Genomic DNA, 26,768 nt, shown 5'->3' with positions numbered 1-26,768 from the left:
CTTAAGTAGGGCGGCAGTGCGGGCGTGATCCAGGTATTCCTGAGTGACTTTCCGGTACAAAAATGTACAGCCTGCCAAGCAAAGCAAAATCGTTGAGTAAAGGGTGCGTGGGTCGGCCCGACAGCGCTTCAGCTGTCAAAGGCGTTCCGTAGCCAGTTCATGTCGGGTGTTGAGCTGTCGATGGCAATGACGTCAAACCTGCAAGGGTAATTGGCCCATCGGGCTTCTTGCTGCAAAAAGGTTTGAGCGGCCAGGATCAGCTTTTGCCGCTTGCGTGCATCAATGCTGGCCAGCGCTCCACCCCATTGCGCATGTTGCCGGTAACGAACTTCGACGAATACTACTGTATCGCCGTCGAGCATGACCAGATCCAGCTCCCCGCGCCTGCATAGCCAGTTTTGTGCCAGCAAGCGTAATCCGTGTTGCTCAAGGTGCCGCAATGCAAGGCGCTCGGCATTTTTGCCCGTTTGTTGGCGTGAGGGCTGGGGCATCAGTTACGAGTATCTGGCAAATTCTGAACTTGGCCATTGACGAATTCAGCCCAAGGCAGCTGGCGTTCAATTCGTTGGCTCTGGCTCATGCTCAAGCTACCTGAAAGGCCGTCAATACGGCTGTCCGGTAATGCTTTCAACTGACCCAGGCTGGGTGTCAGGCGATAGGCATCAACACCCATTGCATACAGGCGTCCCAGGCTACCGCCTGCTTGCGGCCACTGGGTGGCTACTTGCTGGCGCAAAGGATTGGAAGGGGTTAGCAGCCATGGTGTCTCGCAAAAGCGGATGCCATTCATGTCGTTGTACTGGTTCTGATCGCCACTGGCGCTGAAGACGTGGGACGTGGCGTATACAGGCAGGTCACCAGCATATTGGTAGTTGAGCGTGGGTTTGATCTGTTGTGCCTGTTGCGGCGTGGCAGCCAGAAAAATGAACTCCATGTCCTGACGTCGGGAAGGATCGCTCGAGTTGCCGCTTTTGCGCAGTTGCACTAGATCGGCCACTTGCTGGGCCAGCGCAACCGGCTTGTCGATGTGCTCGACGCCAACGATGGTGCCGCCATTGGCTTCCCATTCTTGACGGAAGGCCTTGAGTACGCGGTTGCCCCACTCACCTTGCGGAACCATGGCACCTGCGCGAGTCAGGCCGTCAGCCCGGGCGCGACGAGCAACCTCGCGGGCTTCATCTTCAGCGGCCAGTCCGAACTGGAACAGTTGGGGTGGTGTTTGAGAGGCTTCACTGTAGTTGAGTGCGAGGGTGGTAATGGGTAGTTGTGCGCGTGCACTCAGTTGTTTGACTAGCGGCTTCTCCAGTGGGCCGACGACCAGTTGGACGCCGTCAGCCTGGGCTTTGCTGTAGAAACTGTCGAGTGAGCCGATGCGCGAGCTGTCGTAGAACAGAATTTCAGGCGGGTTTTGACCTGCTTGCTGAGCTTGATAGTGGGCGGCCACGAAACCATCGCGCAATGCCTTGCTCACCGAAGCCAGTTGTCCATCCTGAGGCAGCAGCAGAGCGATTTTGGTCAATGGCTGGTTGGCCAGCTCTTTAAGCTTGACCAGCGGGGTCGGCAATTGGATCGCAGCAGGGTGAGCCGGATTTTGGGCGCGCCATTGATCGATTGCGTTTTGCTGATCTGCTAGCGTGCCTGCGCTTTTAACTGCCAGTGCAAGTGACATCCAGCCGCCCAACACGTCGTCGCTTCGGTTTTGCAACTGATCCACCGGCAGTGCTGCCACCAGCGACCAAATCGCATCGTTGTTGCTGTTGGCGGCATCACCGGTCAGTAGCGGGCTCATTGCCGCGCGTTCGCGAGCGGCTGCCAGTGTCTGGCCGTCTGCTTCCAGTGCGCGCGCGTAGACAGTGTGGCTACGTACCTGCAAATCGGCAGGCATTTCATTAAGTCGCGCTACGCTTGGATGGCTTAGGGCTGTCAACGCTTCTTTGGTTTGATTGCGGCTCATGGCCAGCTCGGCTGACAGCGTGCTGGCAAATACTTGCTGGGCAGGTTTTAGCTGATCCAGCGGCACCTGTGCAAGGATCTGCTTGGCTCGATCAAAGTTATGCTGTTTATACGCCAGGTCAGCGGCAGAAAGTCTCAGCAAGGCAGCCTGTTCCGGATTTTGGCTTTGCGCTGCCTGCTGGAGCAACTGCTCAAGGCTGGCATCCGGCGTCCGGGGAAGTTCGCCGAGGCTGGAGGAGGGCGAGCTGGCGCAAGCTGTCAACAGGGCAGCGAGGCAGAGGGCAGTGAACAGCCGCAGGCAAGCGATCATGTAGTGTTCCTGATACTCGATCAAATAAGGTGGCGAAGTGTACCCAAGCACTGGCCGGGGTGCGATGTTACAGACCATAAAGCCTAAATTTAGATGACTTCAGGCGTCTGTGGCGGACAATCTTTTCTGTATATGTCTTTTACGTCATGCCTCAGGGGTGCTGCGAGTAAGGCTCTACGCGCTACAATGGCGCCTTTAACTCTTTTGAGGTGTGCGTTTTGACTGCTCCAGGTGCTGTGAATTCCGTTGTTGGCTCACTTTATGTGGTGGCCACGCCCATCGGTAACCTGGACGATATCAGTGCGCGTGCGCTTAAAGTATTGCGTGATGTCTCGCTTATTGCTGCGGAGGACACGCGTCATTCGCTACGCCTGATGCAGCATTTCGGTATTTCCACGCCGTTGGGTGCGTGTCACGAACACAACGAGCGTGATGAAGGCAGTCGCTTCATTCAGCGGTTGTTGGCGGGCGAGGACGTCGCGTTGATCTCCGATGCCGGAACGCCGTTGATTTCTGACCCGGGCTATCACCTGGTTCGTCAAGCGCGAGCTGCTGGCATACCTGTCGTTCCCGTGCCGGGAGCCTGTGCTTTGATTGCGGCTTTATCGGCTGCCGGGCTGCCTTCTGATCGTTTTATCTTCGAAGGCTTCCTGCCTGCCAAGGCGGTTGGTCGTCGGACGCGGCTTGAGCTGCTGAAAGAAGAACCGCGTACTTTGATTTTTTATGAGGCGCCGCATCGCATTCTTGAGTGCCTGCAGGATATGGAGCTGGTGTTCGGTCCAGAGCGTCCGGCGTTGTTGGCCCGTGAGTTGACCAAGACTTTTGAGACACTCAAAGGCTTGCCATTGGCTGAGCTGCGAGAGTTCGTTGAAAGTGACAGCAATCAACAGCGCGGTGAGTGTGTCGTGCTGGTGGCCGGTTGGACTGCGCCAGAAAGCGAAGATGCAATCAGCAGTGAAGCCATGCGTATTCTCGATCTTTTACTCAAGGAAATGCCCCTTAAGCGTGCAGCGGCGTTGACAGCTGAAATTACCGGCGAGCGCAAGAACGTGCTTTATCAAGTGGCGCTTGAGAAGCAAAAAACCGATTGAATACCCGGCGTGTCTGGTAGCCCATAGCGTTTTTTTGCTGTTTTGCCGGTGCGTGCGTGGTTTTCGGATCGGCGGTTGAGGGTGTCATACGGCTATTAAAGCTTGTCCTATACGCTTTGTGCCGTTAATCTTCGCGGCGGAGAGTCGATTGGACAGTCGCTGCCCTCTATGAAAATTAGGGGGGGGAGGAAAGTCCGGGCTCCATAGGGCGAAGTGCCAGGTAATGCCTGGGAGGCGTGAGCCTACGGAAAGTGCCACAGAAAATAACCGCCTAAGCGCTTCGGCGCCGGTAAGGGTGAAAAGGTGCGGTAAGAGCGCACCGCACGTCTGGTAACAGTTCGTGGCTAGGTAAACCCCACTTGGAGCAAGACCAAATAGGGTTCCAAGGCGTGGCCCGCGCTGGAACCGGGTAGGTTGCTAAAGATGTCCAGTGATGGCCATCGTAGACGAATGACTGTTCACGACAGAACCCGGCTTACAGATCGACTCTCCACCTTTTTTCTTCTGATTGCCCTGCAGGCAGCTAGCAATAATCAAGACGCGCTCTACCCCCTCGCAACAAACACACGAAAATTTCACGAAGTAATGACAAAAAGTTCTTAGTCTTAACAAACTACTTTAAGTTTGAAGTCCAGGGCTTTGAGTTTATTGGCTATCAATCGTCAATTATTTCTTCGGCTTGCTTCTGTACGTCTAATTCCCCACCTAAATCTCAGTTCTGTAAGGGTTTTCCTTCGGGTCGCGCCTTGACGGTGTGGTGGGCGCATTCCTATAGTGTGCGCAAGTGGCGAAAAGTGGCATAAAGTGGGTTTTCTAGACGTAAAACGCTAATATTTGGAGAAACGCAGCCGTGTTTCGTGGAGCCAATGCAATCAGTCTCGATGCAAAGGGCCGTCTCGCAATGCCGAGCCGGTACCGTGACGAGTTGATTTCGCGGAGCTCCGGGCAGCTGATCGTGACCATTGATGCGGTAGATCCCTGCTTATGTGTGTACCCGCTAGATGAGTGGGAGTTGATCGAAACGAAGCTGAGGGCACTGCCTTCATTGCGTGAAGAGAACCGCCGGCTACAACGTTTGCTGATTGGTAATGCCGTCGACCTTGAGCTCGATGGCAGTGGTCGTTTTCTGGTGCCGCCGCGCTTGCGTGAATATGCCAAGTTGGAAAAGCGCGCGATGTTGGTGGGCCAGCTGAACAAGTTTCAACTGTGGGACGAGGATGCTTGGGAAGCTGTTTCTGCCGCTGACCTTGCAGCTATTCAACAACCGGGCGCGATGCCTGACGAACTGCGTGATTTAATTCTGTGACTATAGATAGCGGCTTCAACCACATCACCGTACTGCTCGACGAAGCCGTAGAGGCTCTCGCCGTACGTCCTGATGGATGCTATCTGGATGGCACCTTCGGTCGCGGCGGACATAGCCGTCTGATACTCCAGCATCTCGGTCCTCAAGGTCGCCTGCTCGGGTTTGATAAAGATCCACAAGCGATTGCCACAGGGCAAGCGCTGGCGGCCGAAGACGGCCGCTTTGTCATTGTGCAGCGCAGCTTTGCCGAAATGGGTGCTGAGGTTGCCGAGCGTGGGCTGGCCGGCAAAGTCAGCGGTGTCTTGCTGGACCTGGGTGTGTCATCGCCTCAGCTTGATGATCCGGAGCGTGGCTTCAGTTTCATGAGCGACGGTCCGTTGGACATGCGCATGGACCCTTCCCAAGGTGTCAGCGCGGCTGAATTCGTCAACACTGCGTCCCGTGAAGAAATAGCCCGCGTCTTCAAAGAGTATGGTGAAGAGCGTCACGCATGGCGCATGGCAGGCGCAGTTGTGGATCGACGTGAAAGCAAGCCATTCGAGCGTACGGCTGACCTTGCAGAAGTCCTGAAGGTAGCCAACCCTGCGTGGGAAAAGGGCAAGAACCCGGCAACCCGTACATTTCAGGGCTTGCGCATTCACGTCAATAACGAGTTGGGTGATTTGGAAGCGGGTCTTGAGGCGGCACTGGAGTCGCTGGAAATTGGCGGCCGTCTGGTCGTCATCAGTTTTCATTCCCTGGAAGACCGCATCGTCAAGCAGTTCATGCGCAAGCTGGTCAAGGGCGAGTCAGACAACCTTCCTCGCGACCTGCCTATTCAGCACGTTGCATTTGTTCCGAAAATCAAAATTCATGGCAAGGCACTGACTGCCTCCGATAAAGAGCTAAAAGCCAATCCGCGCTCGCGCAGCGCTGTCATGCGCGTTGCGGAGAAGCTTCGTTGAACAAGCTCTTTGCCAAGCCACTTCCCGGCGGAAGTTTCTTCATGCTGCTGCTGTTTATTGGCGTGCTGGTTTCGGCTGTCGGCGTTTCTTACAGCGCGCACTGGAATCGGCAATTGCTCAACACCCTGTATGGCGAATTGAGTGTGCGTGACAAAGCGCAGGCCGAATGGGGCCGTCTGATCCTTGAGCAAAGCACGTGGACGGCCCACAGCCGTATCGAAACCCTGGCCAGCGAACAACTGAAAATGCGCATTCCTGGCGCAGCAGAAGTTCGGATGGTGGCGCCATGATCAAACTCGAAGGCGCACTCTTCCCGTGGCGTTTTCGCTTGGTGCTGGCTTTGCTGGCACTGTTGGTAGGCGCGATCGCTTGCCAGATCATCTACCTGCAAGTGATCGACCACGACTTCCTTAAAGGTCAGGGCGACGCGCGCAGTGTTCGTCATATTCCGATACCTGCTCACCGTGGCCTGATTACCGATCGTAATGGCGAGCCGTTGGCGGTCAGTACGCCAGTGACCACGTTGTGGGCCAACGCCAAGGAAATGCAGGTTGCCAAAGATCGCTGGCCGGCTCTGGCCCATGCCCTGGGCCAGGATCCAAAGGTCCTGGCTGCGCGTCTTGAACAGCAAGCCAACAAAGAATTTATCTACCTGGTGCGGGGCCTGACCCCGGAGCAGGGGCAAGCCGTTCTCGACCTCAAGGTGCCAGGTGTTTATGGCATTGAAGAGTTCCGTCGCTTCTACCCGGCGGGAGAGGTGACTGCGCACATGGTCGGCTTTACGGATATCGACGACAAAGGCCGTGAAGGTGTCGAGTTGGCTTATGACGAGTGGCTGGCAGGTGTTGCGGGCAAACGACAGGTCATCAAGGACCGACGTGGGCGATTGATCAAAGACGTGCAAGTGACAAAAAACGCCAAGGCAGGGAAGACCTTGGCGTTGTCGATTGACCTGCGCCTTCAATACCTGGCCAACCGTGAACTGCGCAACGCACTGGTCGAAAACGGTGCCAAGGCAGGCAGCCTGGTGATCATGGACGTCAAGACCGGCGAGATTCTGGCCATGGTCAATCAGCCTACGTACAACCCTAACAATCGTCGCAACCTGCAACCGGCGATGATGCGTAACCGCGCCATGATCGACGTGTTCGAGCCGGGTTCGACAGTGAAACCGATTTCGATGAGTGCTGCACTGGAAACCGGCCGCTGGAAGCCGACCGACAAGGTCGAGGTCTATCCCGGCACACTGCAGTTGGGCAAATACACCATTCGTGACGTATCACGTACCGAAGGCCCGATCCTCGACCTGACCGGCATTCTGATCAATTCCAGTAACGTGGGCATGAGTAAAGTCGCGTTCGATATCGGCGGAGAAGCTATTTTCCGTCAGATGGCGAAAATGGGGCTGGGGCAAGACACCGGGCTCGGCTTCCCCGGCGAGCGTGTCGGTAACCTGCCCAACTACCGCGAATGGCGCAAAGCTGAAACCGCTACTTTGTCGTATGGCTACGGGGTTTCGGTGACAGCCATCCAGCTGGTGCATGCGTTCTCGGCATTGGCCAACAACGGCAAACTCGCGCCGCTGACGCTGCTCAAAACCGACAAACCGGTACAGGCCACGCAGGTGATGCCCGAGCAAGTCGCAAAAACCGTGCAGGGCATGCTGCAAGAAGTGATCGAAAACCCGCGTGGTGTGTGGCGTGCCAAAGTGCCGGCTTACCATGTGGGCGGCAAATCAGGTACGGCGCGCAAAACGTCTTCTGGCGGCGTCAAAGGCTATGCCGTGAATTCCTATCGCTCACTGTTCGCAGGTTTCGGCCCGATGAACGACCCGCGTTACGCCATCGTGGTAGTGATCGACGAACCGAGCAAGGCAGGCTACTTCGGTGGTCTGGTATCGGCGCCGGTATTCAGCAAAGTCATGTCTGGCACCCTGCGCCTGATGAACGTCACGCCGGATAACCTGCCGACTGCGGCAGAGCAACAAGCAGCGGCGGCCGCTGCGGCAGCCAAAGGAGGGCGCGGCTAATGTCCTTGAGCCTGAACAAAATATTCCCCCACGCTGGTCACGATTTGCTGATCCGCGAGATGACCCTTGATAGCCGGAACGTACGCGCAGGCGACCTGTTCCTTGCTGTGCCAGGCGGCAAGCTCGATGGCCGCGAACACATCGCGGATGCCTTAAGCCGAGGCGCAGCTGCTGTGGCGTATGAAGTGGATGGCGCTTCAGTGCTACCCATCACCTCGGTGCCGCTGATTCCGGTCAAAGGTCTTGCTGCACAATTGTCAGATATCGCCGGGCGCTTTTATGGCGAGCCAAGCCATCACCTCAACCTGGTGGGCGTCACCGGTACCAACGGTAAAACCAGCGTTACTCAACTGGTGGCGCAGGCGCTGGATTTGTTGGGCCAGCATTGCGGAATCGTCGGTACATTGGGCACTGGCTTTTATGGCGCGCTGCAAAGCGGACGGCACACAACGCCCGATCCGATTGCCGTGCAGGCCATGCTGGCTGATCTGAAAAAAGCCGGTGCAAAAGCGGTAGCGATGGAAGTCTCCTCCCATGGTTTGCATCAGGGGCGGGTCAGTGCATTGGCATTTGATGTGGCAGTCCTGACTAATCTGTCGCGCGATCATCTTGACTACCACGGCACCATGCAAGCGTATGCGCAGGCAAAAGCCCAGCTGTTTGCATGGCCGAACCTGCGGTGCCGGGTACTGAATCTGGATGATGCATTTGGTCGTGAACTCGCCGCTGAAAAGCATGATTCCCGACTGATTAGCTATAGCCTCGAAGACAGCAGTGCTTCTTTGTATTGCTACGACGCAACGTTTGACGATGACGGCGTGCGTGCCACGGTGAAAACCGCTCAAGGTGAGCATTTACTGCGCAGTACGCTGCTCGGTCGCTTCAACCTGAGCAACGTGCTGGCCGCTATCGGTGCTTTGATGGGCCTGGATTATCCGCTGGATGAAATTCTTAACGTGCTGCCAAAACTGGAAGGTCCGGTAGGCCGTATGCAGCGTTTGGGCGGTGGTTCCAAGCCATTGGTCGTGGTTGATTACGCACATACCCCTGACGCGCTGGAAAAAGTTCTGCTGGCCCTGCGTCCTCACGCAAAAGGGCAGTTGCAGTGCCTGTTTGGCTGCGGCGGTGATCGCGATCGCGGCAAGCGGCCGCTGATGGCTGAGGTGGTAGAGCGTTTGGCTGACACCGTTCTGGTCACCGACGATAACCCGCGTACTGAAGACCCCGCGCAGATTTTCAATGACATCCGCGCCGGATTTGCCGATGAGGCCAACGTCACCTTCGTTGCCGGGCGTGCTGAAGCCATTGCGCAGATCATTGCTCAAGCCAGTGCTGATGACGTGATCGTGCTGGCGGGTAAAGGTCACGAGGACTATCAGGAAATCAATGGCGAACGTCATGATTTCTCCGATCTTGTAGAAGCCGAAAATGCCTTGCTCGCTTGGGAGGCCGCCCATGCTTAAGCCTCTATTGTTGAGCGAAGTCTGTGCGGCACTTAACGGTCGTCTGGTTGAGGCTGATGCGACCTTTAACGGTGTCAGCATTGACAGTCGTGCAATTACCAGAGGGCAGTTGTTTATTGCCTTAACGGGCCCGCGTTTTGACGGGCATGACTACTTGAACGAAGTGGCGGCCAAGGGCGCTGTAGCCGCACTGGTCGAGCGGGAAGTACCTGAGTCAGCCTTGCCTCAATTGATCGTTAGAGACACACGCGTCGCGTTGGGTCAATTGGGTGCGTTGAACCGTGCTGGCTACGACAAGCCGGTGGCAGCGATTACAGGTTCCAGCGGCAAAACCACGGTCAAGGAAATGCTCGCGTGCATCCTGCGCACGCGCGGGCCGGTGTTGGCAACCAAAGGTAATTTGAATAACGACCTCGGCGTTCCGCTTACCTTGATGGAGCTGGCGCCCGAGCACACAGCGGCAGTGATCGAACTGGGCGCATCGCGTCTGGGCGAAATCGCCTACACCGTCAGCTTGACCCGCCCCCACGTGGCCGTGCTTAACAATGCTGGCACAGCCCATGTCGGTGAATTTGGCGGCCCGGATAAAATTGTCGAAGCCAAAGGCGAAATCATCGAAGGGCTGGCGGCCGATGGCGTCGCGGTGCTCAATCTTGATGACAAGGCATTCGGCATCTGGAAGGCCCGTGCCGGTGAGCGCAAGGTTCTCACGTTCGCCTTGAGCAATGCTCAAGCGGATTTCCATGCCAGCCAATTGACCCGTGATGCGCGTGGTTGCCCAGGGTTTACTTTGCACAGCCCGGCGGGCGTGGAGCAGGTTCAGCTCAACCTGTTGGGCAGTCATAACGTAGCCAATGCCCTGGCCGCAGCGGCAGCCGCTTATGCGCTGGGCGTCTCACTGTTTGGCATCGTTTCCGGGTTAAACGCGGTGCAACCGGTCAAGGGGCGAGCAGTGGCTCAACTGACCCCTGCCGGACTACGAATTATTGATGACACTTACAACGCAAACCCCACCTCAATGTGCGCTGCCGTTGATATACTCGCCGCCTTTTCCGGCCGCACCGTTCTGGTGCTCGGAGATATTGGCGAGCTGGGTGAGTGGGCGGAGCAAGGACATCGTGAAGTAGGCGCTTATGCCGCCGACAAGGTTTCAGCGCTCTATGCGGTGGGGCCAATGATGGCTCATGCCGTCGCTGCATTTGGACACCAGGCTCGTCACTTCGCCAATCAGGCTGACCTGATCAAGGCGCTTCGCGCTGAGCACGAAACAAACACCACTATTTTGATCAAGGGCTCGCGTAGCGCTGCGATGGAAAACGTCGTTGCGGCGCTGTGCGGTTCCAGCGGGGAGAAACATTAATGCTGCTGCTGCTAGCGGAGTATCTGCAACAGTTCTACAAGGGCTTCGCGGTCTTCCAGTACTTGTCCCTGCGGGGAATTCTGGGCGTACTGACCGCGCTGTCTCTGTCACTGTGCCTTGGGCCGTGGATGATCCGCACCCTGCAAAACCGCCAAATCGGCCAATCTGTGCGTAACGACGGGCCGCAATCGCATTTGTCGAAATCCGGCACCCCGACCATGGGCGGTGCGTTGATTCTGTCCGCCATCACCATCAGCACCTTGCTGTGGGCAGACCTGAGCAACCGTTACGTGTGGGTCGTGATGTTGGTCACCCTGCTGTTCGGGGCCATTGGCTGGGTCGACGACTACCGCAAGGTGATCGAGAAAAACTCCCGCGGCCTTCCGAGCCGCTGGAAGTACTTCTGGCAATCGGTATTCGGTCTGGGTGCAGCGATCTTCCTGTATATGACGGCACCGAGCGCGGTCGAAACTACCCTGATCTTGCCGATCCTCAAAGATGCCAGCATTCCGCTGGGCATTGGCTTTGTGGTGCTGACGTATTTCGTGATCGTCGGCTCCAGCAACGCCGTCAACCTGACTGACGGCCTCGATGGCCTGGCAATCATGCCGACGGTGATGGTGGGCGGTGCACTGGGCATCTTCTGCTACCTGTCGGGTAACGTGAAATTTGCCGATTACCTGTTGATCCCTTATGTGCCGGGGGCCGGTGAACTGATCGTATTCTGCGGCGCATTGATCGGCGCCGGTCTTGGGTTTCTGTGGTTCAACACGTACCCGGCCCAAGTCTTCATGGGCGACGTCGGCGCACTGGCGCTGGGTGCCGCACTGGGGACCATCGCCGTGATTGTGCGTCAGGAAATCGTGCTCTTCATCATGGGCGGTGTGTTCGTGATGGAAACCCTGTCCGTGGTGATCCAGGTCGCGTCCTTCAAGTTGACCGGTAAACGTGTATTTCGCATGGCGCCGATTCACCACCACTTTGAACTCAAAGGCTGGCCTGAGCCGCGCGTGATCGTCCGTTTCTGGATCATCACCGTGATTCTTGTGTTGATCGGCCTTGCCACATTGAAGCTGAGGTAGAACCTGTGTCTCTGATCGCTTCTGACCACTTCCGCATTGTTGTCGGCCTCGGCAAGAGCGGCATGTCCCTGGTGCGCTTCCTGGCGCGTCAGGGCGTGTCATTTGCCGTTGCCGACACGCGGGAAAATCCACCGGAGCTGGCCACGTTGCGCCGTGACTACCCGCAAGTGGAAGTGCGTTGTGGCGAGTTGGATGTCGAGTTCCTGTGCCGGGCGGATGAGCTGTACGTCAGCCCCGGTCTGGCACTGGCCACCCCGGCATTGCAAGCAGCGGCTGCACGGGGCGTGAAGCTGTCGGGCGACATCGACCTGTTCGCGCGTAACGCAAAAGCGCCCATCGTTGCAATCAGTGGCTCCAACGCCAAGAGCACGGTAACCACGCTGGTTGGCGAAATGGCTGCAGCGGCAGGCAAGCGCGTGGCGGTCGGCGGCAACCTCGGCATGCCTGCACTCGACCTGCTCAGCGACGACGTTGAGTTGTACGTGATGGAACTGTCGAGCTTCCAGCTTGAAACGACCCATCAGTTGGGGGCTGAAGTGGCCACCGTGCTCAATGTCAGCGAAGACCATATGGACCGATACAGCGGCTTGCCCGCGTATCACTTGGCCAAGCACCGGATCTTCCGGGGTGCTCGCCAAGTGGTGGTCAATCGTCAGGATGCGCTGACCCGCCCGTTGATGAGTGACGGCCTGCCGTGCTGGACGTTCGGTCTGGGCGCGCCGGACTTCAAAGCGTTCGGTTTGCGTGAAGAAAACGGCGAAAAATACCTCGCCTTCGAATTTCAAAACCTCATGCCTGTGCGTGAACTGAAAGTGCGCGGTGCGCACAATCAGGCAAACGCGCTTGCTGCTTTGGCACTGGGCCACGCAGTGGGGCTGCCGTTCGACGCGATGCTGTCGAGCTTGCGTAATTTCACCGGCCTTGAGCATCGCTGCCAGTGGGTACGCGAGCTTGAGGGCGTGAGTTACTACAACGATTCCAAGGCTACCAATGTCGGCGCTGCGTTGGCCGCTATCGATGGTCTGGGCATGGACATGGACGGCAAGCTCGTTCTGATCGCCGGGGGCGACGGCAAAGGTGCCGACTTTAGCGGTTTGCGTGACTCCGTGACCAAATACTGCCGTGCCGTGGTGCTGATCGGGCGTGATGCCAACCTGATAGCCGATGCGCTGGGCGATGCCATTCCCCAGGTGCGTGCCGCTTCGCTGGATGAGGCGATCGCCCAATCCCGCGCCCTGGCCCAATCCGGTGATGCTGTTTTGTTATCGCCAGCCTGCGCCAGTTTCGACATGTTCAAGAACTACGAAGAGCGCGGGCAGTTGTTCGCCCGCGCAGTGGGGGCCCTGGCATGATCTTCGGCGTCCTCAAACCCTATCCTTCACCGCTGATCACGGGCCGTGGCATTGACCTCGACTTCCCGCTGCTTGCCGGTTGCCTGGCATTGCTGGGCCTGGGTCTGGTCATGATCACCTCGGCATCGTCCGAAGTGGCAGCGTTGCAATCGGGCAACACGCTCTACCACATGATTCGCCACCTGTTTTACATCGTACTCGGGCTCGGCGCCTGCATCTTGACCATGATGGTCCCGATTGCGACATGGCAGCGTTGGGGCTGGATGTTGTTGGTTGGTGCGTTTGGCCTACTGGTCATGGTGCTGGTGCCCGGCATTGGTCGTGAGGTCAACGGCTCCATGCGCTGGATCGGGTTCAGTTTTTTCAACGTTCAGCCTTCTGAAATTGCCAAGGTGTTCGTTGTGATTTATCTGGCCGGTTACCTGGTACGCCGACAGAAAGAAGTCCGCGAAAGCTGGATGGGCTTTTTCAAACCGTTCATCGTGCTGCTGCCTATGGCTGGCCTGTTGCTGATGGAACCCGACTTCGGTGCCACCGTCGTGATGATGGGGGCAGCTGCCGCCATGCTGTTTTTGGGTGGCGTTGGTCTTTTCCGCTTTGCCCTGATGGTGGCACTCGCGGTGGGGGCGGTGTTCGTGCTGGTTCAGGCGCAACCCTACCGGATGGCACGTTTGATCACCTTTACCGACCCCTGGTCTGACCAGTTTGGCTCGGGCTACCAGCTGACACAGGCGCTGATTGCGTTTGGTCGTGGCGAATGGTTCGGCGTCGGTCTGGGCAACAGCGTGCAGAAGCAGTTTTACCTGCCCGAAGCCCATACGGACTTCGTGTTCTCGGTACTGGCCGAAGAGCTGGGCGTGGTCGGTTCGCTCCTCACTGTGGCCTTGTTCGTGTTTGTCTGCGTGCGCGGGATGTACATCGGGATGTGGGCCGAGCGCGCCAAGCAATATTTCGCTGCTTATATGGCGTACGGTTTGTCCTTCCTGTGGATCGGACAATTCCTGATCAACATCGGGGTGAACGTTGGTTTGCTGCCAACCAAAGGGTTGACGCTACCGTTCCTCAGTTATGGCGGCAGTTCATTGGTGATTTGCTGCGTGTGCATGGGATTGTTGCTGCGTATTGAGTGGGAAAGTCGTACCCACTTGGGCAGCGAAGACACCGAGTTTAAAGAAAGCGACTTCGCAGAGGAGCCGAACCATGGGCGCTAATGTGCTGATCATGGCGGGCGGCACCGGTGGACACGTGTTCCCGGCTTTGGCCTGTGCGCGCGAATTTGAAGCCCGTGGTTACACCGTGCACTGGCTCGGTACACCGCGCGGTATCGAAAACGAACTGGTAGAACCCGCCGGTTTCACCTTGCACCGGATCAACGTCACCGGCCTGCGTGGCAAGAGCAAGCTGTCGTTGCTCAAAGCGCCATTTGTGTTGCTCAAGGCATTGATGCAAGCGCGCGCCATCATTCGCCAGCTAAAGCCGGTGTGCGTGCTGGGGTTTGGCGGGTATGTGACCGGCCCCGGCGGCCTGGCCGCCAAAACGTGTGGCGTTCCTGTGATCATCCACGAACAAAACGCTGTTGCCGGCACCGCTAACCGCCTGCTGTTACCGATGACGCAGCGCGTGCTCGAAGCCTTCCCGGAAACCTTTGAGCCTTCAGACAAACGCCGCACCACCGGCAACCCGGTGCGTACTGAACTGTTTTCACTGGCCCCGCGCGCGCCACTGCACGGGCGCAAGGCGCGTTTGCTGGTCTTGGGTGGCAGCTTGGGGGCTGAGCCGCTGAACAAATTGCTGCCTGAAGCGCTGGCTCTCGTACCGGCCGAGGTGCGCCCTGAGGTGTTCCATCAGGCCGGTAAACAACACGACCAACTGACCGCCGAGCGTTACCACGCGGTCGGCGTGGAGGCTCAAGTTCAGCCTTTTATTAAAGACATGGCCCACGCTTATGGCTGGGCCGACCTGGTGGTTTGTCGCGCAGGCGCGTTGACCGTCAGTGAACTGGCTGCGGCCGGTCTGCCCTCGCTGCTGGTGCCCTTGCCCCACGCGATCGACGACCACCAGAGCCGTAATGCCGACTTTTTGGCTCGGGAAGGCGCGGCTTTCCTGATGCCACAAGCGACGACTGGCGCAGCCGATCTGGCTGCACGCCTGACAGAGGTTTTGATGCAACCGGAACGACTGAACAGCATGGCGACCAATGCTCGCCGCTTGGCCAAACCTGATGCGACCCGCAATGTTGTCGATATCTGCCTGGAGGTGGCCCATGGTTGAGAATCAAAAAGCCATGCCGCAACCGGAAATGCGCCGTATCCGGCGTATCCACTTTGTCGGTATCGGCGGCGTGGGCATGTGCGGTATCGCTGAAGTGTTGCTGAACCTGGGCTATCAGGTGTCAGGCTCCGACCTGAATGCATCGCCTGTGACCGAACGCCTTGAATCTTTCGGCGCACACATTTTTATCGGCCACCGCGCTGAAAACGCGGCCAACGCCGATGTACTGGTGGTGTCGAGTGCCGTCAATACGTCAAACCCGGAAGTGGCGAACGCGCTTGAGCGTCGTATTCCGGTCGTGCCGCGTGCCGAGATGCTGGCTGAACTGATGCGCTACCGTCACGGCATTGCCGTTGCCGGTACGCACGGCAAAACCACCACCACCAGCCTGTTGGCCTCTGTGTTTGCCGCCGGTGGGCTGGACCCGACATTTGTGATCGGTGGTCGGCTGAATGCAGCTGGCACCAATGCACAATTGGGCACCAGCCGCTACCTGATTGCTGAAGCGGACGAAAGCGATGCCAGCTTCCTGCATTTGCAGCCGCTGGTCGCTGTGGTCACCAACATTGATGCTGACCACATGGCGACCTACGAGGGTGACTTCAACAAGCTGAAGAAAACTTTCGTCGAATTCCTCCACAACCTGCCGTTTTATGGCTTGGCGGTGCTGTGTCTGGACGACCCGGTCGTGCGTGAAATCCTGCCGCTGGTCAAGCGTCCGACCGTGACTTATGGCTTCAGCGAAACCGCTGACGTGCGTGCAATCAATGTGCGCCAGCAGGGCATGCAGACGTTCTTCACCGTACTGCGCCCGGACCGTGAGCCATTGGATGTCTCGGTCAACATGCCGGGCAACCATAACGTGCTGAATGCGCTGGCAACCATCTGCATTGCCTGCGATGAAGGCATCAGCGATGACGCCATTGTTCAGGGGCTGTCGGGCTTCCAGGGTGTGGGCCGCCGTTTTCAAGTCTATGGCGAGCTGCCCGTTGAAGGCGGCAGCGTAATGCTGGTCGACGACTATGGCCACCATCCGACTGAAGTTGCCGCCGTGATCAAAGCCGTTCGTGGCGGCTGGCCTGAGCGTCGTCTGGTGATGGTTTACCAGCCACACCGTTTCAGCCGCACCCGTGACCTGTACGACGATTTCGTGCAAGTGCTGGCCGATGCCAACGTGCTGTTGCTGATGGAAGTCTATCCGGCGGGCGAAGAACCGATCCCGGGTGCTGACAGCCGTCAGTTGTGCCACAGCATCCGTCAACGCGGTCAGTTGGACCCGATCTACATTGAGCGCGGCGTTGAGCTGGCGCCGATCGTCAAGCCGCTGTTGCGCGCGGGCGACATTCTGTTGTGCCAAGGCGCTGGCGATATCGGGCGTCTGGCACCGCAACTAATTAAAAGTCCGTTGTTTGCCGGTGCCACCGTGGCAGCCAGCGAAGGGAAGTTGAAATGACTGCAGCCTACGCCAACCTGTTTTCGACCATTGCACCCGCAGACTTCGGCCGCGTAGCGGTGCTGTTCGGCGGCAAAAGCGCTGAGCGTGAAGTTTCGCTCAAGTCAGGCAATGCCGTATTGAGCGCGCTGCAAAGCGCCGGAGTGGATGCGTTCGGCATTGACGTGGGTGATGATTTCATCAGCCGTATCACTCAAGAAAAAATCGACCGTGCGTTCATCATTTTGCACGGCCGTGGCGGCGAAGACGGCAGCATGCAGGGCCTGCTGGAATGCCTGGGCATTCCTTACACCGGCAGCGGTATCCTGGCGTCTGCCCTGGCGATGGACAAGTTGCGCACCAAACAGGTGTGGCACAGCCTCGGTATTCCGACCCCGCGTCATGCCGTATTAAGCACCGAAGCCGATTGTATTTCTGCAGCGAAGGAACTGAGCTTCCCTTTGATCGTCAAACCGGCCCATGAAGGTTCAAGTATCGGTATGGCCAAAGTGAGCAGCGTTGAGGAATTGATCAGCGCCTGGGCCGACGCCAGTAAGTACGATTCGCAAGTGTTGGTTGAACAATGGATCTCGGGTCCCGAGTTCACCATCGCCACCCTGCGTGACCAAGTGTTGCCTCCGATTGCCTTGGGCACTCCGCATACGTTCTACGACTACGACGCCAAATACGTGGCCAACGATACCCAGTATCGCGTGCCATGCGGTCTCGACAGTGCCAAGGAGCAAGAACTCATGGACCTCACGGCAAAAGCCTGTGAGGCGATCGGTATTGCCGGTTGGGGACGCCTGGACGTGATGCAGGACACCGACGGTCAATTCTGGCTGCTGGAAGTCAACACCGCGCCGGGCATGACCGATCACAGCTTGGTGCCGATGGCGGCCAAGGCTGCCGGTCTCGATTTTCAACAGTTGGTGCTGTCGATTCTGGCAGCCAGTGTAGAGCCGCGAGGTTAAGTCCATGCAAGGCGCCCAGCATCGCCAGCCACCCCTCGCTCCCGGCCGCAAGCCGGTGCCGCGTGGCGCGAGCCGAATGGTGGCGAAAGAGCCGATGTCGGCGCGCCTGCCAAAAGCCAATTTCGGCTTTTTGAAGGCGCTGTTCTGGCCGGTGTTGCTGGTGGCGTTGGGTTTCGGTACTTACGAAGGCGCACAACGGCTCATGCCGTACGCGGACCGGCCGATTACTAACGTCAACGTGCAGGGCGACCTGACCTACATCAGCCAGCAGGCCGTGCAACAGCGCATCGCACCTTACATTGCGGCGAGCTTTTTCACGGTCGACCTTGAAGCCATGCGCACCGAGCTGGAACAGATGCCGTGGATTGCCCATGCCGAAGTGCGACGGGTCTGGCCGGATCAAGTGGTGATCCGTCTTGAAGAGCAATTGCCGGTGGCGCGGTGGGGCGATGAAGCTCTGCTGAACAACCAGGGGCAGGCCTTCACCCCGCGTGAGTTGGCCAATTACGAACATTTGCCGCAGCTGTTCGGCCCTCAGCGGGCTCAGCAGCAAGTGATGCAGCAGTATCAGGTGTTGAGCCAGATGCTGCGTCCGATGGGCTTCTCCATAGCCCGGCTGGAACTGCGTGAACGCGGTAGCTGGTTCCTGACAACAGGGGCCGGCAGTGCAGGGCCAGGGATCGAGCTGCTGTTGGGGCGCGATCACTTGGTAGAGAAAATGCGTCGTTTCATAGCCATCTATGAAAAAACGCTGAAAGAACAGATTACGAACATAGCGCGCATTGATTTGCGTTATGCCAACGGATTGGCCGTCGGCTGGCGGGAACCTGTGGCACCCACGATAGCCCAACCCGCTGTCGCGAAGAATTAAGAAGAGGCAGGACCCATGGCAAATGTGCAAAGCGGCAAAATGATCGTCGGCCTGGATATCGGCACCTCCAAGGTGGTTGCGCTGGTAGGCGAAGTCGCGGCCGACGGCCAACTCGAAATCGTTGGTATCGGCACCCATCCATCCCGTGGCCTGAAGAAGGGCGTGGTGGTGAATATCGAATCCACCGTGCAGTCGATCCAGCGCGCAGTGGAAGAAGCGCAGTTGATGGCGGGCTGCCGTATCCACTCGGCGTTCGTCGGCGTGGCGGGCAATCACATTCGCAGCCTGAACTCCCACGGCATCGTGGCAATCCGGGACCGTGAAGTCAGTTCGGCCGACCTTGAGCGCGTGCTTGATGCTGCCCAGGCAGTGGCTATTCCGGCAGACCAGCGCGTACTGCACACCTTGCCGCAGGACTACGTGATCGATAACCAGGAAGGCGTTCGTGAGCCACTGGGCATGTCGGGCGTGCGTCTGGAAGCCAAGGTCCACGTGGTGACATGCGCCGTGAATGCGGCGCAAAACATCGAGAAGTGTGTACGTCGTTGTGGCCTCGAGGTGGACGACATCATCCTTGAGCAATTGGCGTCGGCTTACTCAGTACTGACCGATGACGAAAAAGAGCTGGGCGTGTGCCTGGTCGATATCGGCGGCGGCACCACGGACATCGCGATCTTCACCGAAGGGGCGATCCGTCATACCGCGGTGATTCCTATTGCTGGCGATCAAGTGACCAACGACATCGCGATGGCGTTGCGCACACCGACCCAGTACGCCGAAGAAATCAAGATCCGCTACGCCTGCGCGCTGGCCAAGCTGGCAGGCGCCGGTGAAACCATCAAAGTGCCAAGCGTGGGTGATCGTCCACCGCGCGAGCTGTCGCGCCAGGCCCTGGCCGAAGTGGTCGAGCCCCGTTACGAAGAGCTGTTCAGCCTGATTCAGGCCGAACTGCGCCGCAGCGGTTACGAAGATTTGATCCCGGCGGGCATCGTCCTGACAGGAGGCACTTCGAAGATGGAAGGCGCGGTCGAGCTGGCCGAAGAAATCTTCCACATGCCTGTGCGTCTGGGCGTGCCACACAGTTTCAAAGGGTTGGCCGATGTTGTGCGTAACCCGATTTACTCCACGGCTGTGGGCTTGCTGCAATACGGGCTGCAAAAACAGTCCGATGGCATTTCTCTGTCGGGATTAGGCAGCCGCGACAGTTACAGCAGTGAAGAACAGAAAGCCCCTGTCCTTGAGCGCCTTAAGCGTTGGGTGCAGGGCAATTTCTAAGCAACAAACGATTTACCAGCAGTAGAAGTAGGCGAAAAAAACTAGAGAAGGTAAGGAGAGGGAAAATGTTCGAACTCGTAGACAACATCCCGCAAAGCCCGGTAATCAAGGTTATCGGTGTTGGTGGTGGCGGTGGCAATGCTGTTAACCATATGGTTAAGAGCAACATCGAAGGCGTTGAATTCATCTGCGCCAACACGGACGCCCAAGCGCTGAAAAGCATTGGCGCCCGTACCATCCTGCAATTGGGCACAGGCGTAACCAAAGGCCTGGGTGCCGGTGCGAACCCTGAAGTTGGCCGTCAGGCTGCTCTTGAGGACCGCGAGCGCATCGCTGAAGTGCTGCAGGGCACCAACATGGTGTTCATCACCACGGGCATGGGCGGCGGTACCGGTACCGGTGCTGCACCGATCATTGCCGAAGTAGCCAAGGAAATGGGGATTCTCACCGTTGCGGTGGTGACCCGTCCATTCCCGTTCGAAGGCCGCAAGCGCATGCAGATCGCTGACGAAGGTATTCGTCTGCTGTCCGAAAGCGTTGACTCGTTGATCACGATTCCGAACGAAAAACTGCTCACCATCCTCGGTAAGGACGCCAGCCTGCTGTCGGCTTTCGTCAAGGCCGATGACGTACTGGCGGGTGCCGTTCGCGGTATCTCCGACATCATCAAGCGTCCGGGCATGATCAACGTCGACTTTGCCGACGTGCGCACTGTGATGAGCGAAATGGGCATGGCAATGATGGGCACTGGCTGCGCCAGCGGTCCTAACCGTGCACGCGAAGCGACCGAAGCGGCCATCCGTAACCCGTTGCTCGAAGACGTGAACCTGGAAGGCGCTCGCGGCATTCTGGTGAACATCACTGCCGGTCCAGACCTGTCGCTGGGTGAATACTCTGACGTGGGTAGCATCATCGAAGCGTTCGCTTCCGAGCACGCGATGGTCAAGGTCGGTACCGTAATTGATCCTGACATGCGCGACGAACTGCACGTGACCGTTGTTGCGACCGGTCTGGGTGCGAAAATCGAGAAGCCGGTCAAGGTGATCGACAATACGGTTCAAGCGTCGTACGCCGCTTCTTCGGCTCAAGCCGCTGCTGCACGTCAGGACGTTCGTCAAGAAACCCGCCAGGAGCTGCCAACGGTTAACTACCGTGACCTGGACCGTCCGACCGTGATGCGTAATCAGGCCCAGCAAGGCGCGACAACCGCTGCCAAGCTCAATCCTCAAGACGATCTGGATTACCTGGACATCCCGGCTTTCCTGCGTCGACAGGCTGATTAATGAAATCAATCAGGGGGATTAAGGTGATTGGTGTTCAGCAAAGGCTCGGTCTGCTATTATCGCCAGCCTTTGTTGATACCAGTTCGCAATTTGCGCTGAAGCGGCCAATGCCATGATTAAACAACGCACCCTGAAAAATATTATCCGTGCCACAGGTGTCGGCCTGCACTCCGGTGAGAAGGTCTACCTGACCCTCAAGCCTGCGCCTGTGGACACCGGCATCGTGTTTTGTCGTGCAGACCTTGACCCTGTGGTGCAGATTCCTGCTCGCGCGGAAAACGTCGGCGAGACAACCATGTCGACCACGTTGGTCAACGGCGATACCAAAGTAGACACGGTAGAGCACTTGCTCTCGGCCATGGCTGGCCTGGGGATCGATAACGCCTACGTCGAACTCTCCGCGTCTGAAGTCCCTATCATGGACGGTAGCGCCGGACCTTTCGTATTTTTGATTCAATCTGCCGGCCTGGAAGAACAGGACGCGCCGAAGAAATTCATCCGTATCCTGCGTGAAGTGACAGTGGAAGATGGCGACAAGCGCGCCACTTTCGTCCCTTTCGAAGGCTTCAAGGTGACTTTTGAGATCGATTTCGATCACCCGGTTTTCCGTAATCGCACACAAAGTGCAAGCGTGGATTTCTCAAGCACTTCGTTTGTAAAAGAAGTCAGCCGCGCCCGTACCTTTGGCTTCATGAGTGACATCGAGTACCTGCGCAAGCACAACCTCGCACTCGGTGGCAGCGTGGAAAACGCAATCGTTGTCGACGCGGACGGTGTACTGAACGAAGACGGTCTTCGCTATGAAGACGAGTTCGTGAAGCACAAGATCCTCGACGCCATTGGCGACCTCTACCTGTTGGGCAATAGCCTGATTGGCGAGTTCAAGGGCTTCAAGTCTGGCCATGCACTGAACAACCAGCTGCTTCGCAAGCTGATTGAGCAGAAAGATGCATGGGAAGTCGTGACCTTTGAAGATGCCAGCACAGCACCGATTTCGTATATGCGTCCGGTTGCGGCAGTTTAAGTAAAACTTCTTTCTCTAGTTTTTGAAGGCCACCCTCGGGTGGCCTTTTTTATGCGCCTGAACCGGGTGCACAGACCGAATGGCCGGAAGGTGTTGCCAGTGAAGCCATGTGTTCAACTGAGGTTGCGGGCTTTCGGTATTTACGCGCACAGGTGCGGCTTAGAGGCCTTCAATACCTTTAAAGGAATACGTGACCGCATGCCCAGCGTGCGGCAGGGTGGGTTCAAGAGCCGCCAGCGGTATGGCCACTGACCACACAGTTACGACCATTTTTCTTGGCTTGATACAGCGCCTGATCGGCACAGCGTAGAAATTGGGCCTGAGAGTCATCGGGGGTTACCCATTGTGTACAGGTGCCGAGGCTGGCCGTGAGCCGCATACCATCGGGGGTGATGGAGGGCAGTTGTTCGATGCTGCGACGGATGTGTTCAGCCAGTTGCACGGCACCCTCCGGGTGAGTGTCAGCCAGCACCATGGCAAATTCTTCGCCTCCATAGCGTGCCACCAGATCGGTGGAGCGGCGCACGAACGTCTTGAGTATCTTGCCGACCAACCGCAATGCTTCATCACCGCACTGATGGCCGTACGTGTCATTGAAAGATTTGAAATGATCGACGTCGATCATAATTAATGACAGCGGATTGCCGGTACGTTGCGCCCGTTTCCATTCGCTATTGAGTGTTTCGTCCAGCTTGCGGCGGTTGGCCAGCTCAGTGAGCGGGTCCGTTCGGATCAGCGCCTCCAATTCCTGTTCAACGTTGCGCCGCAGACGCAGCTCGCGCCCCAGCAGCAAGGTCAGGACCAACAACGTGATGCCCAGCCCCAGCGTGCCGCCACCGACCAGAATGGCGTTGCGCCGCCAACTGCCAAATACATCTTCAGTGGCCAGCGAAACCACTACCACCAACGGCAGTTGCCCGACTTCCGAGAAACTGTAGAGCTTTTCTTGCCCGAGCTTGCCAGAAACCGCGATAAAGCTACCTTTATGTTCCCTCAACAAACGGCTGAAAATTGGATCCTGGCTGAGGTCAACGTGGGTGCGTTCACGGCGGGGTTGCTGAGTGAGCAGCAAGCCATCGGTGTTGATCAGGCTGATGGTGCTGTGGTCACCCAAGTCCAGTTTTTGAAACAGTGACTGGAAATAGTCCACTTTCATTTGTGCGATCGCCACCCCCTGGAAGGTGCCATCGGCAGCAGAAATACGTCGGCTGAAGCTGACGCAGCAAAACCCCTTATTTTCGTTAGAAGGGAAGGGATCGGAGATCAACAGAGCTGCACTCTTTGAGTCGCGATGCTCTATGAAGCTTTTCCAGTGGCTGAGGTTTTTGCCGGGCGCGTAATCTGTCCGGGAGCTGGCAACTAGATCGCCCTGAGCGTTTAGCAGGAAAAATCCGTCGTTATCCGGGGTGTCCTCAGCTTTATCGAACAGCAACATTTGCTTCAGAGGCTGGGGAAGGTTGTTCAAGTCACGGCGCTTAGACACGCGAATCAATGCGCTCAATGCCGAGTCATACTGATCCACCGTGTTTTGAACGTCGCGGTCAATCAGGCGCACGATATTAAGCGAGGTGCGGATGGCCGACAGTTCGATGCTGCGATGTTCACGTATTAACAAAATCGCATTGATGCTCAAAATGGCGAGGACGCACACCGTCATGGCAATCGACAACCAACGGTGGGTGATCAGACGCTCAGGCGGTAAACGGGTTGTTGCCATGCTTCTGTCACCCTCGATACAGCCTGTGAGTGGGCGTACTGCCCACAAAAAAGCCAGCATGAAGGCTGGCTTTAATTCAGACTTTAGAACACATCAAGAGGATAGTCGATGATCACGCGGTATTCATCGACATTGCTATCGACCGCCTGATACGCATCGTTGCCGCGGTTGGCCGACCAGCGCAGGGCAACGCCCAGGTCTTTCGCCGGGCCTTCCTGCAGCACGTACTTGATGGTCAGGTCGCGCTCCCAGTGTTTGGCATGCTTGCCGTCAGCGTTGTACCAGTTGCCATAGCCGACGCTGTTGGGGTCGACCTTGGTCAGGTCGAGTTCACCACGCGAATACGAAATCATGGAGGTTAGCCCCGCCACGCCCACGCCAGCAAAGTCATATTCGTATTGCAGTTTCCACGAGCGCTCATTCGGGCCGTTGAAGTCCGAATACTGCTGCGAATTATCCAGATAAACACTGTCGCCTTGATAGATGTAGTCAAACGGCGTATTGCCATTGACCCGTTGGTAGACGGCCGTGACTGTATGGCCGGCGACTGCCACCGCGAAGTGCAGGCTGAAGGTGTTGTTGTCGATGTCACCTAGCAGTGCCTTGCCTGTGTCCTGCGTGTGATAGAAGTGCAGCCCGGGGTTCAGGCTGATGCTTTCGTTCAGGGCGTAGGTGTAATCCAGATCGTAGTAGTACTGGTTCCAGATGTCTTGCAACTCGGCTGCATAGAGGTTGCTGGTGAGCTCTGGTACGCCGCTCCACGAGGCACCCGCCCAGTTCATGTGCTTGCTGCTCTGGCCGTCGAGGTTGCCATACATGGTTGTCAGGCGACGCATGCCGCTCTGGTTGTAAGGTTTTTCGAAGCTGACCTGGCCGCCCTCGAACATCCAGCCGTCAATGCTGCGATTGGTCAATGTCACGCCACGGAAGGTCTGCGGCAACATGCGGGTCTCGCCACCGGCGATTACCGGGTTGGTGAGGAACATGTCGCCCGCTTTCAGCTCAGTGTCAAACGCGCGCATCTTGAGCGCTGCACCGGCAGATGAAAACGCGGTAGGCGCTTTGCCATTACCGTCACTGACCGGCAGGATGCTGCTGCCGTCGGTGCCACCACCGCCGTCGAGTTTCAGGCCGAGCATGCCATAGGCGTCCAGTCCGAAGCCTACGACACCTTGGGTAAAGCCCGACTCGAACCGACCTATAAACCCTTGGCCCCACTCTTTGCTGTCATCCGCCTTCGGGCTGCGAATATCGTGGTTCATGTAGTAGTTGCGAAAATGCAGCTTGAGGCTTGAGCCTTCGATAAACCCGTCTTTGGACGTTTCGTCCTCTGCTTGAGCCAGCGCAGGGATCGTTGCAGCCAGCGCGAGGAATAGCGGACTAAACTTGAGTGCGTTCTTCACCGGTAAATTGCTCCTTTTGGGTGATGGCAGTTTTTATTTTCTTCAGAAATTCGCGTTCTTGTTCAAACACGTCATGCGCTGCGACGGTTTTTTTCAAACAAAAAAAAGCCGCTATAGTAGCGGCTTTTGAAACAATCAGTCACATCTAAAGGCTGTGGCTGATTGGGTCGGGAAGACTTCAGGTGGTGTATCAGCTGTCCTTGACGTCATCGCTGTCGCTGGCTTTAACCTGTGTTTGCTGAGGCTTTGCCTCATGTTGGTGGTTGGCGGTGAGTTCTTTTTGGTGTTGCTCGAAGGCGGCTGCGCGGGCTGCATTTTGTGCAACGAACGCCGGCGATTCTTCCGCCATGGCCAAAGGCGACAACAACAAAGACGACAAAGCGAAAACGCTGGCCATACCCATACTGCTGGACATTTCAAAAACCTTCTTGCTATGCAAGTTCTGTGTGGTGCGATCAAAATATAGGCAACCCCGGCCTCGAAAAAGCCCTGCTCTGGATAAGGACTTTTGCGTTTTGAGTAACAAACGTTGGAGGTGTTGAGATAGAGCGTCCGCTCGATTCTTTGCATTGAGACAGTTCGTCGCCATTGACGATTAGCGCAGATAGGGATTGAGTGCGAAGCAGTATCAACATAAACACGGCTTCACAAAAGATACGCCCATTGTCTGGCTTACCCTTGCTTCAGTTGTCCGTAAAGGCATGACAAAAAGAGGGGAGACAATAACAGTTGATGCCTGCCGTAAGCCCGTTTTAGAAGTTTAAGTGTCGAGTATTACCGCGTTTAAAAAACGCTGAACCTAGGAACTCCCGAAGCCCCATAACTGTTTACCCCGTAAATAGCGACTGTGTAGTTTTTGTCAGGTTGGATGTTATGTAAGTTCACGCCAATGCTCGTGCCCATAGTGTGTACTAAGGGGCGTGGTATTAAACCGTCTTCTGTAACGATAAAGCAGGCTATGACTATGTAGCGTGCTCGCTGTATGAAGTTCCATGTGAGTTCGGCAGTATTGTGTTCAGTGCGAATGACTTGGAGCACATTGCCATTTGTAGGAGGCAAGTCTTGTGTGTCTTTGTTGGATGTGTCTCCTGAAATAGAAACAGTACTCGAACGGTTGTTGTTTGTGTCGACAGCATACACAGATACAGTGTATGGGATGTTTTTTTGCAGAGGATGGATGATGCGGTGATACCCCGGTAGTGGATACGCAGTTTTTTGTATCTCAACATCATTGATGATAACGATGTAGTGGTCAATGTTAACGTTGTCAGACGACAGGTTGAAAAAAACGAGAAGATTTCCATTCATTGTGCTGTAGGATGCAGTGAGGTGTAATGGAGGCGTCGGGTTCTCTTGGTCCGAGTTGTGTTCGGCATGCATGAATGTATTATTGGTATACGATCTCGGTCCTACGGTTTCATACGCATTCATCCCCCACACGAAAACATGGTATGGTTTTTGCGGTGTTAAATCATAGAATGTATATGTGAGTTCATTCCCTCGGCGTTTTGCAAGGTAGTTGTCGCGTCAGCCGTGTTTTTAAGCTGCTATTTTCACTGCCGGCTGCTCCCTCTCTGGGTTGAGTGTGACGGCGCCGATAGGTTGCCAATTTCGCGTTGCACTTGACC

Annotated in this window: 22 protein-coding genes and 1 other RNA gene; 18 read left to right on the top strand and 5 right to left on the bottom strand. The window is 56.8% G+C overall.

All coding sequences use genetic code 11. The features are described 5' to 3' along the window. Window positions 1-128: 128 nt before the first annotated feature. A complete protein-coding gene (locus tag HBN61_RS17985; RefSeq protein ID WP_094993045.1) occupies window positions 129-491 on the bottom strand; it encodes a YraN family protein in 363 nt (120 codons plus the stop codon). Beyond that, window positions 491-2,263, bottom strand: a complete 1,773-nt coding sequence (locus HBN61_RS17980) for a penicillin-binding protein activator (protein WP_094993046.1) — start codon at window positions 2,261-2,263, stop codon at window positions 491-493. The genes HBN61_RS17985 and HBN61_RS17980 overlap by 1 nt, the downstream gene beginning before the upstream one ends. A gap of 236 nt (window positions 2,264-2,499) precedes the next feature. On the opposite strand from HBN61_RS17980, the gene rsmI reads away from it, so the two are divergent. The 18 genes from rsmI to lpxC all read left to right on the top strand — a co-directional run bounded on the left by rsmI (window position 2,500) and on the right by lpxC (window position 22,020). Further along, window positions 2,500-3,354 (top strand): 16S rRNA (cytidine(1402)-2'-O)-methyltransferase, encoded by an 855-nt coding sequence (rsmI, locus tag HBN61_RS17975; RefSeq protein WP_170047490.1) that lies wholly within the window; start codon window positions 2,500-2,502, stop codon window positions 3,352-3,354. 140 nt (window positions 3,355-3,494) lie between these two features. Continuing rightward, window positions 3,495-3,848, top strand: an RNA gene (gene rnpB, locus HBN61_RS17970) — RNase P RNA component class A. Window positions 3,849-4,204: 356 nt separating this feature from the next. After that, a complete protein-coding gene (gene mraZ / locus HBN61_RS17965) occupies window positions 4,205-4,660 on the top strand; it encodes a division/cell wall cluster transcriptional repressor MraZ (protein ID WP_047273774.1) in 456 nt (151 codons plus the stop codon). After that, the gene (rsmH, locus tag HBN61_RS17960) at window positions 4,657-5,604 is read left to right on the top strand and encodes a 16S rRNA (cytosine(1402)-N(4))-methyltransferase RsmH (protein WP_524539081.1); all 948 of its coding nucleotides are present in this window, start codon (window positions 4,657-4,659) and stop codon (window positions 5,602-5,604) included. Before mraZ ends, rsmH begins: the two co-directional genes overlap by 4 nt. Further along, a complete protein-coding gene (ftsL, locus tag HBN61_RS17955) occupies window positions 5,601-5,894 on the top strand; it encodes a cell division protein FtsL (RefSeq protein ID WP_019823808.1) in 294 nt (97 codons plus the stop codon). The genes rsmH and ftsL overlap by 4 nt, the downstream gene beginning before the upstream one ends. Further along, complete coding sequence (locus HBN61_RS17950; protein ID WP_094993048.1) at window positions 5,891-7,633, top strand: peptidoglycan D,D-transpeptidase FtsI family protein; 1,743 nt, start codon at window positions 5,891-5,893, stop codon at window positions 7,631-7,633. Before ftsL ends, HBN61_RS17950 begins: the two co-directional genes overlap by 4 nt. Further along, a complete protein-coding gene (gene murE / locus HBN61_RS17945) occupies window positions 7,633-9,096 on the top strand; it encodes a UDP-N-acetylmuramoyl-L-alanyl-D-glutamate--2,6-diaminopimelate ligase (protein ID WP_170047467.1) in 1,464 nt (487 codons plus the stop codon). Before HBN61_RS17950 ends, murE begins: the two co-directional genes overlap by 1 nt. Continuing rightward, on the top strand, window positions 9,089-10,456 hold the full coding sequence (locus tag HBN61_RS17940) for a UDP-N-acetylmuramoyl-tripeptide--D-alanyl-D-alanine ligase (protein ID WP_169963090.1): 1,368 nt from the start codon (window positions 9,089-9,091) through the stop codon (window positions 10,454-10,456). The genes murE and HBN61_RS17940 overlap by 8 nt, the downstream gene beginning before the upstream one ends. Beyond that, the gene (mraY, locus tag HBN61_RS17935; RefSeq protein ID WP_047273782.1) at window positions 10,456-11,538 is read left to right on the top strand and encodes a phospho-N-acetylmuramoyl-pentapeptide-transferase; all 1,083 of its coding nucleotides are present in this window, start codon (window positions 10,456-10,458) and stop codon (window positions 11,536-11,538) included. Before HBN61_RS17940 ends, mraY begins: the two co-directional genes overlap by 1 nt. 5 nt (window positions 11,539-11,543) lie before the next feature. Next, complete coding sequence (murD, locus tag HBN61_RS17930) at window positions 11,544-12,890, top strand: UDP-N-acetylmuramoyl-L-alanine--D-glutamate ligase (RefSeq protein WP_170047465.1); 1,347 nt, start codon at window positions 11,544-11,546, stop codon at window positions 12,888-12,890. Continuing rightward, window positions 12,890-14,101 carry a putative lipid II flippase FtsW gene (gene ftsW, locus HBN61_RS17925; RefSeq protein ID WP_169963345.1) on the top strand — a complete coding sequence of 404 codons (1,212 nt, stop codon included), beginning with the start codon at window positions 12,890-12,892 and terminating at the stop codon, window positions 14,099-14,101. The genes murD and ftsW overlap by 1 nt, the downstream gene beginning before the upstream one ends. Then, complete coding sequence (gene murG / locus HBN61_RS17920) at window positions 14,091-15,161, top strand: undecaprenyldiphospho-muramoylpentapeptide beta-N-acetylglucosaminyltransferase (protein WP_169963092.1); 1,071 nt, start codon at window positions 14,091-14,093, stop codon at window positions 15,159-15,161. Before ftsW ends, murG begins: the two co-directional genes overlap by 11 nt. Continuing rightward, a complete protein-coding gene (gene murC / locus HBN61_RS17915) occupies window positions 15,154-16,614 on the top strand; it encodes a UDP-N-acetylmuramate--L-alanine ligase (protein WP_094993054.1) in 1,461 nt (486 codons plus the stop codon). The genes murG and murC overlap by 8 nt, the downstream gene beginning before the upstream one ends. Then, the gene (locus tag HBN61_RS17910) at window positions 16,611-17,567 is read left to right on the top strand and encodes a D-alanine--D-alanine ligase (protein ID WP_170047463.1); all 957 of its coding nucleotides are present in this window, start codon (window positions 16,611-16,613) and stop codon (window positions 17,565-17,567) included. The genes murC and HBN61_RS17910 overlap by 4 nt, the downstream gene beginning before the upstream one ends. A 4-nt stretch (window positions 17,568-17,571) precedes the next feature. After that, window positions 17,572-18,438, top strand: a complete 867-nt coding sequence (locus HBN61_RS17905) for a cell division protein FtsQ/DivIB (protein WP_047278891.1) — start codon at window positions 17,572-17,574, stop codon at window positions 18,436-18,438. Between the two features lie 15 nt (window positions 18,439-18,453). After that, entirely contained in the window at window positions 18,454-19,713 is a 1,260-nt protein-coding gene (gene ftsA / locus HBN61_RS17900) for a cell division protein FtsA (protein ID WP_094993056.1), read from the top strand. Between the two features lie 65 nt (window positions 19,714-19,778). Next, on the top strand, window positions 19,779-20,996 hold the full coding sequence (gene ftsZ / locus HBN61_RS17895; protein WP_170047461.1) for a cell division protein FtsZ: 1,218 nt from the start codon (window positions 19,779-19,781) through the stop codon (window positions 20,994-20,996). 112 nt (window positions 20,997-21,108) lie between these two features. Further along, entirely contained in the window at window positions 21,109-22,020 is a 912-nt protein-coding gene (gene lpxC, locus HBN61_RS17890) for a UDP-3-O-acyl-N-acetylglucosamine deacetylase (RefSeq protein ID WP_047273792.1), read from the top strand. Window positions 22,021-22,243: 223 nt separating this feature from the next. On the opposite strand, the gene HBN61_RS17885 is transcribed toward lpxC, so the two are convergent. The 3 genes from HBN61_RS17885 to HBN61_RS17875 form a co-directional block, all read right to left on the bottom strand. Then, a complete protein-coding gene (locus HBN61_RS17885) occupies window positions 22,244-23,737 on the bottom strand; it encodes a GGDEF domain-containing protein (protein ID WP_170047459.1) in 1,494 nt (497 codons plus the stop codon). An 83-nt stretch (window positions 23,738-23,820) separates the two neighbouring features. Then, window positions 23,821-25,140 carry an OprD family porin gene (locus tag HBN61_RS17880; protein WP_094993058.1) on the bottom strand — a complete coding sequence of 440 codons (1,320 nt, stop codon included), beginning with the start codon at window positions 25,138-25,140 and terminating at the stop codon, window positions 23,821-23,823. A 190-nt stretch (window positions 25,141-25,330) separates the two neighbouring features. Further along, entirely contained in the window at window positions 25,331-25,555 is a 225-nt protein-coding gene (locus HBN61_RS17875; RefSeq protein ID WP_094993059.1) for a hypothetical protein, read from the bottom strand. Between the last annotated feature and the right edge of the window lie 1,213 nt (window positions 25,556-26,768).

It is taken from the genome of Pseudomonas sp. WS 5071, assembly GCF_012985765.1.
GTDB classification, from domain to species: Bacteria; Pseudomonadota; Gammaproteobacteria; order Pseudomonadales; family Pseudomonadaceae; genus Aquipseudomonas; species Aquipseudomonas lundensis_A.
Note: the sequence above shows the minus strand (reverse complement) of the source record. Positions and strands in the feature narration are given on the sequence as shown.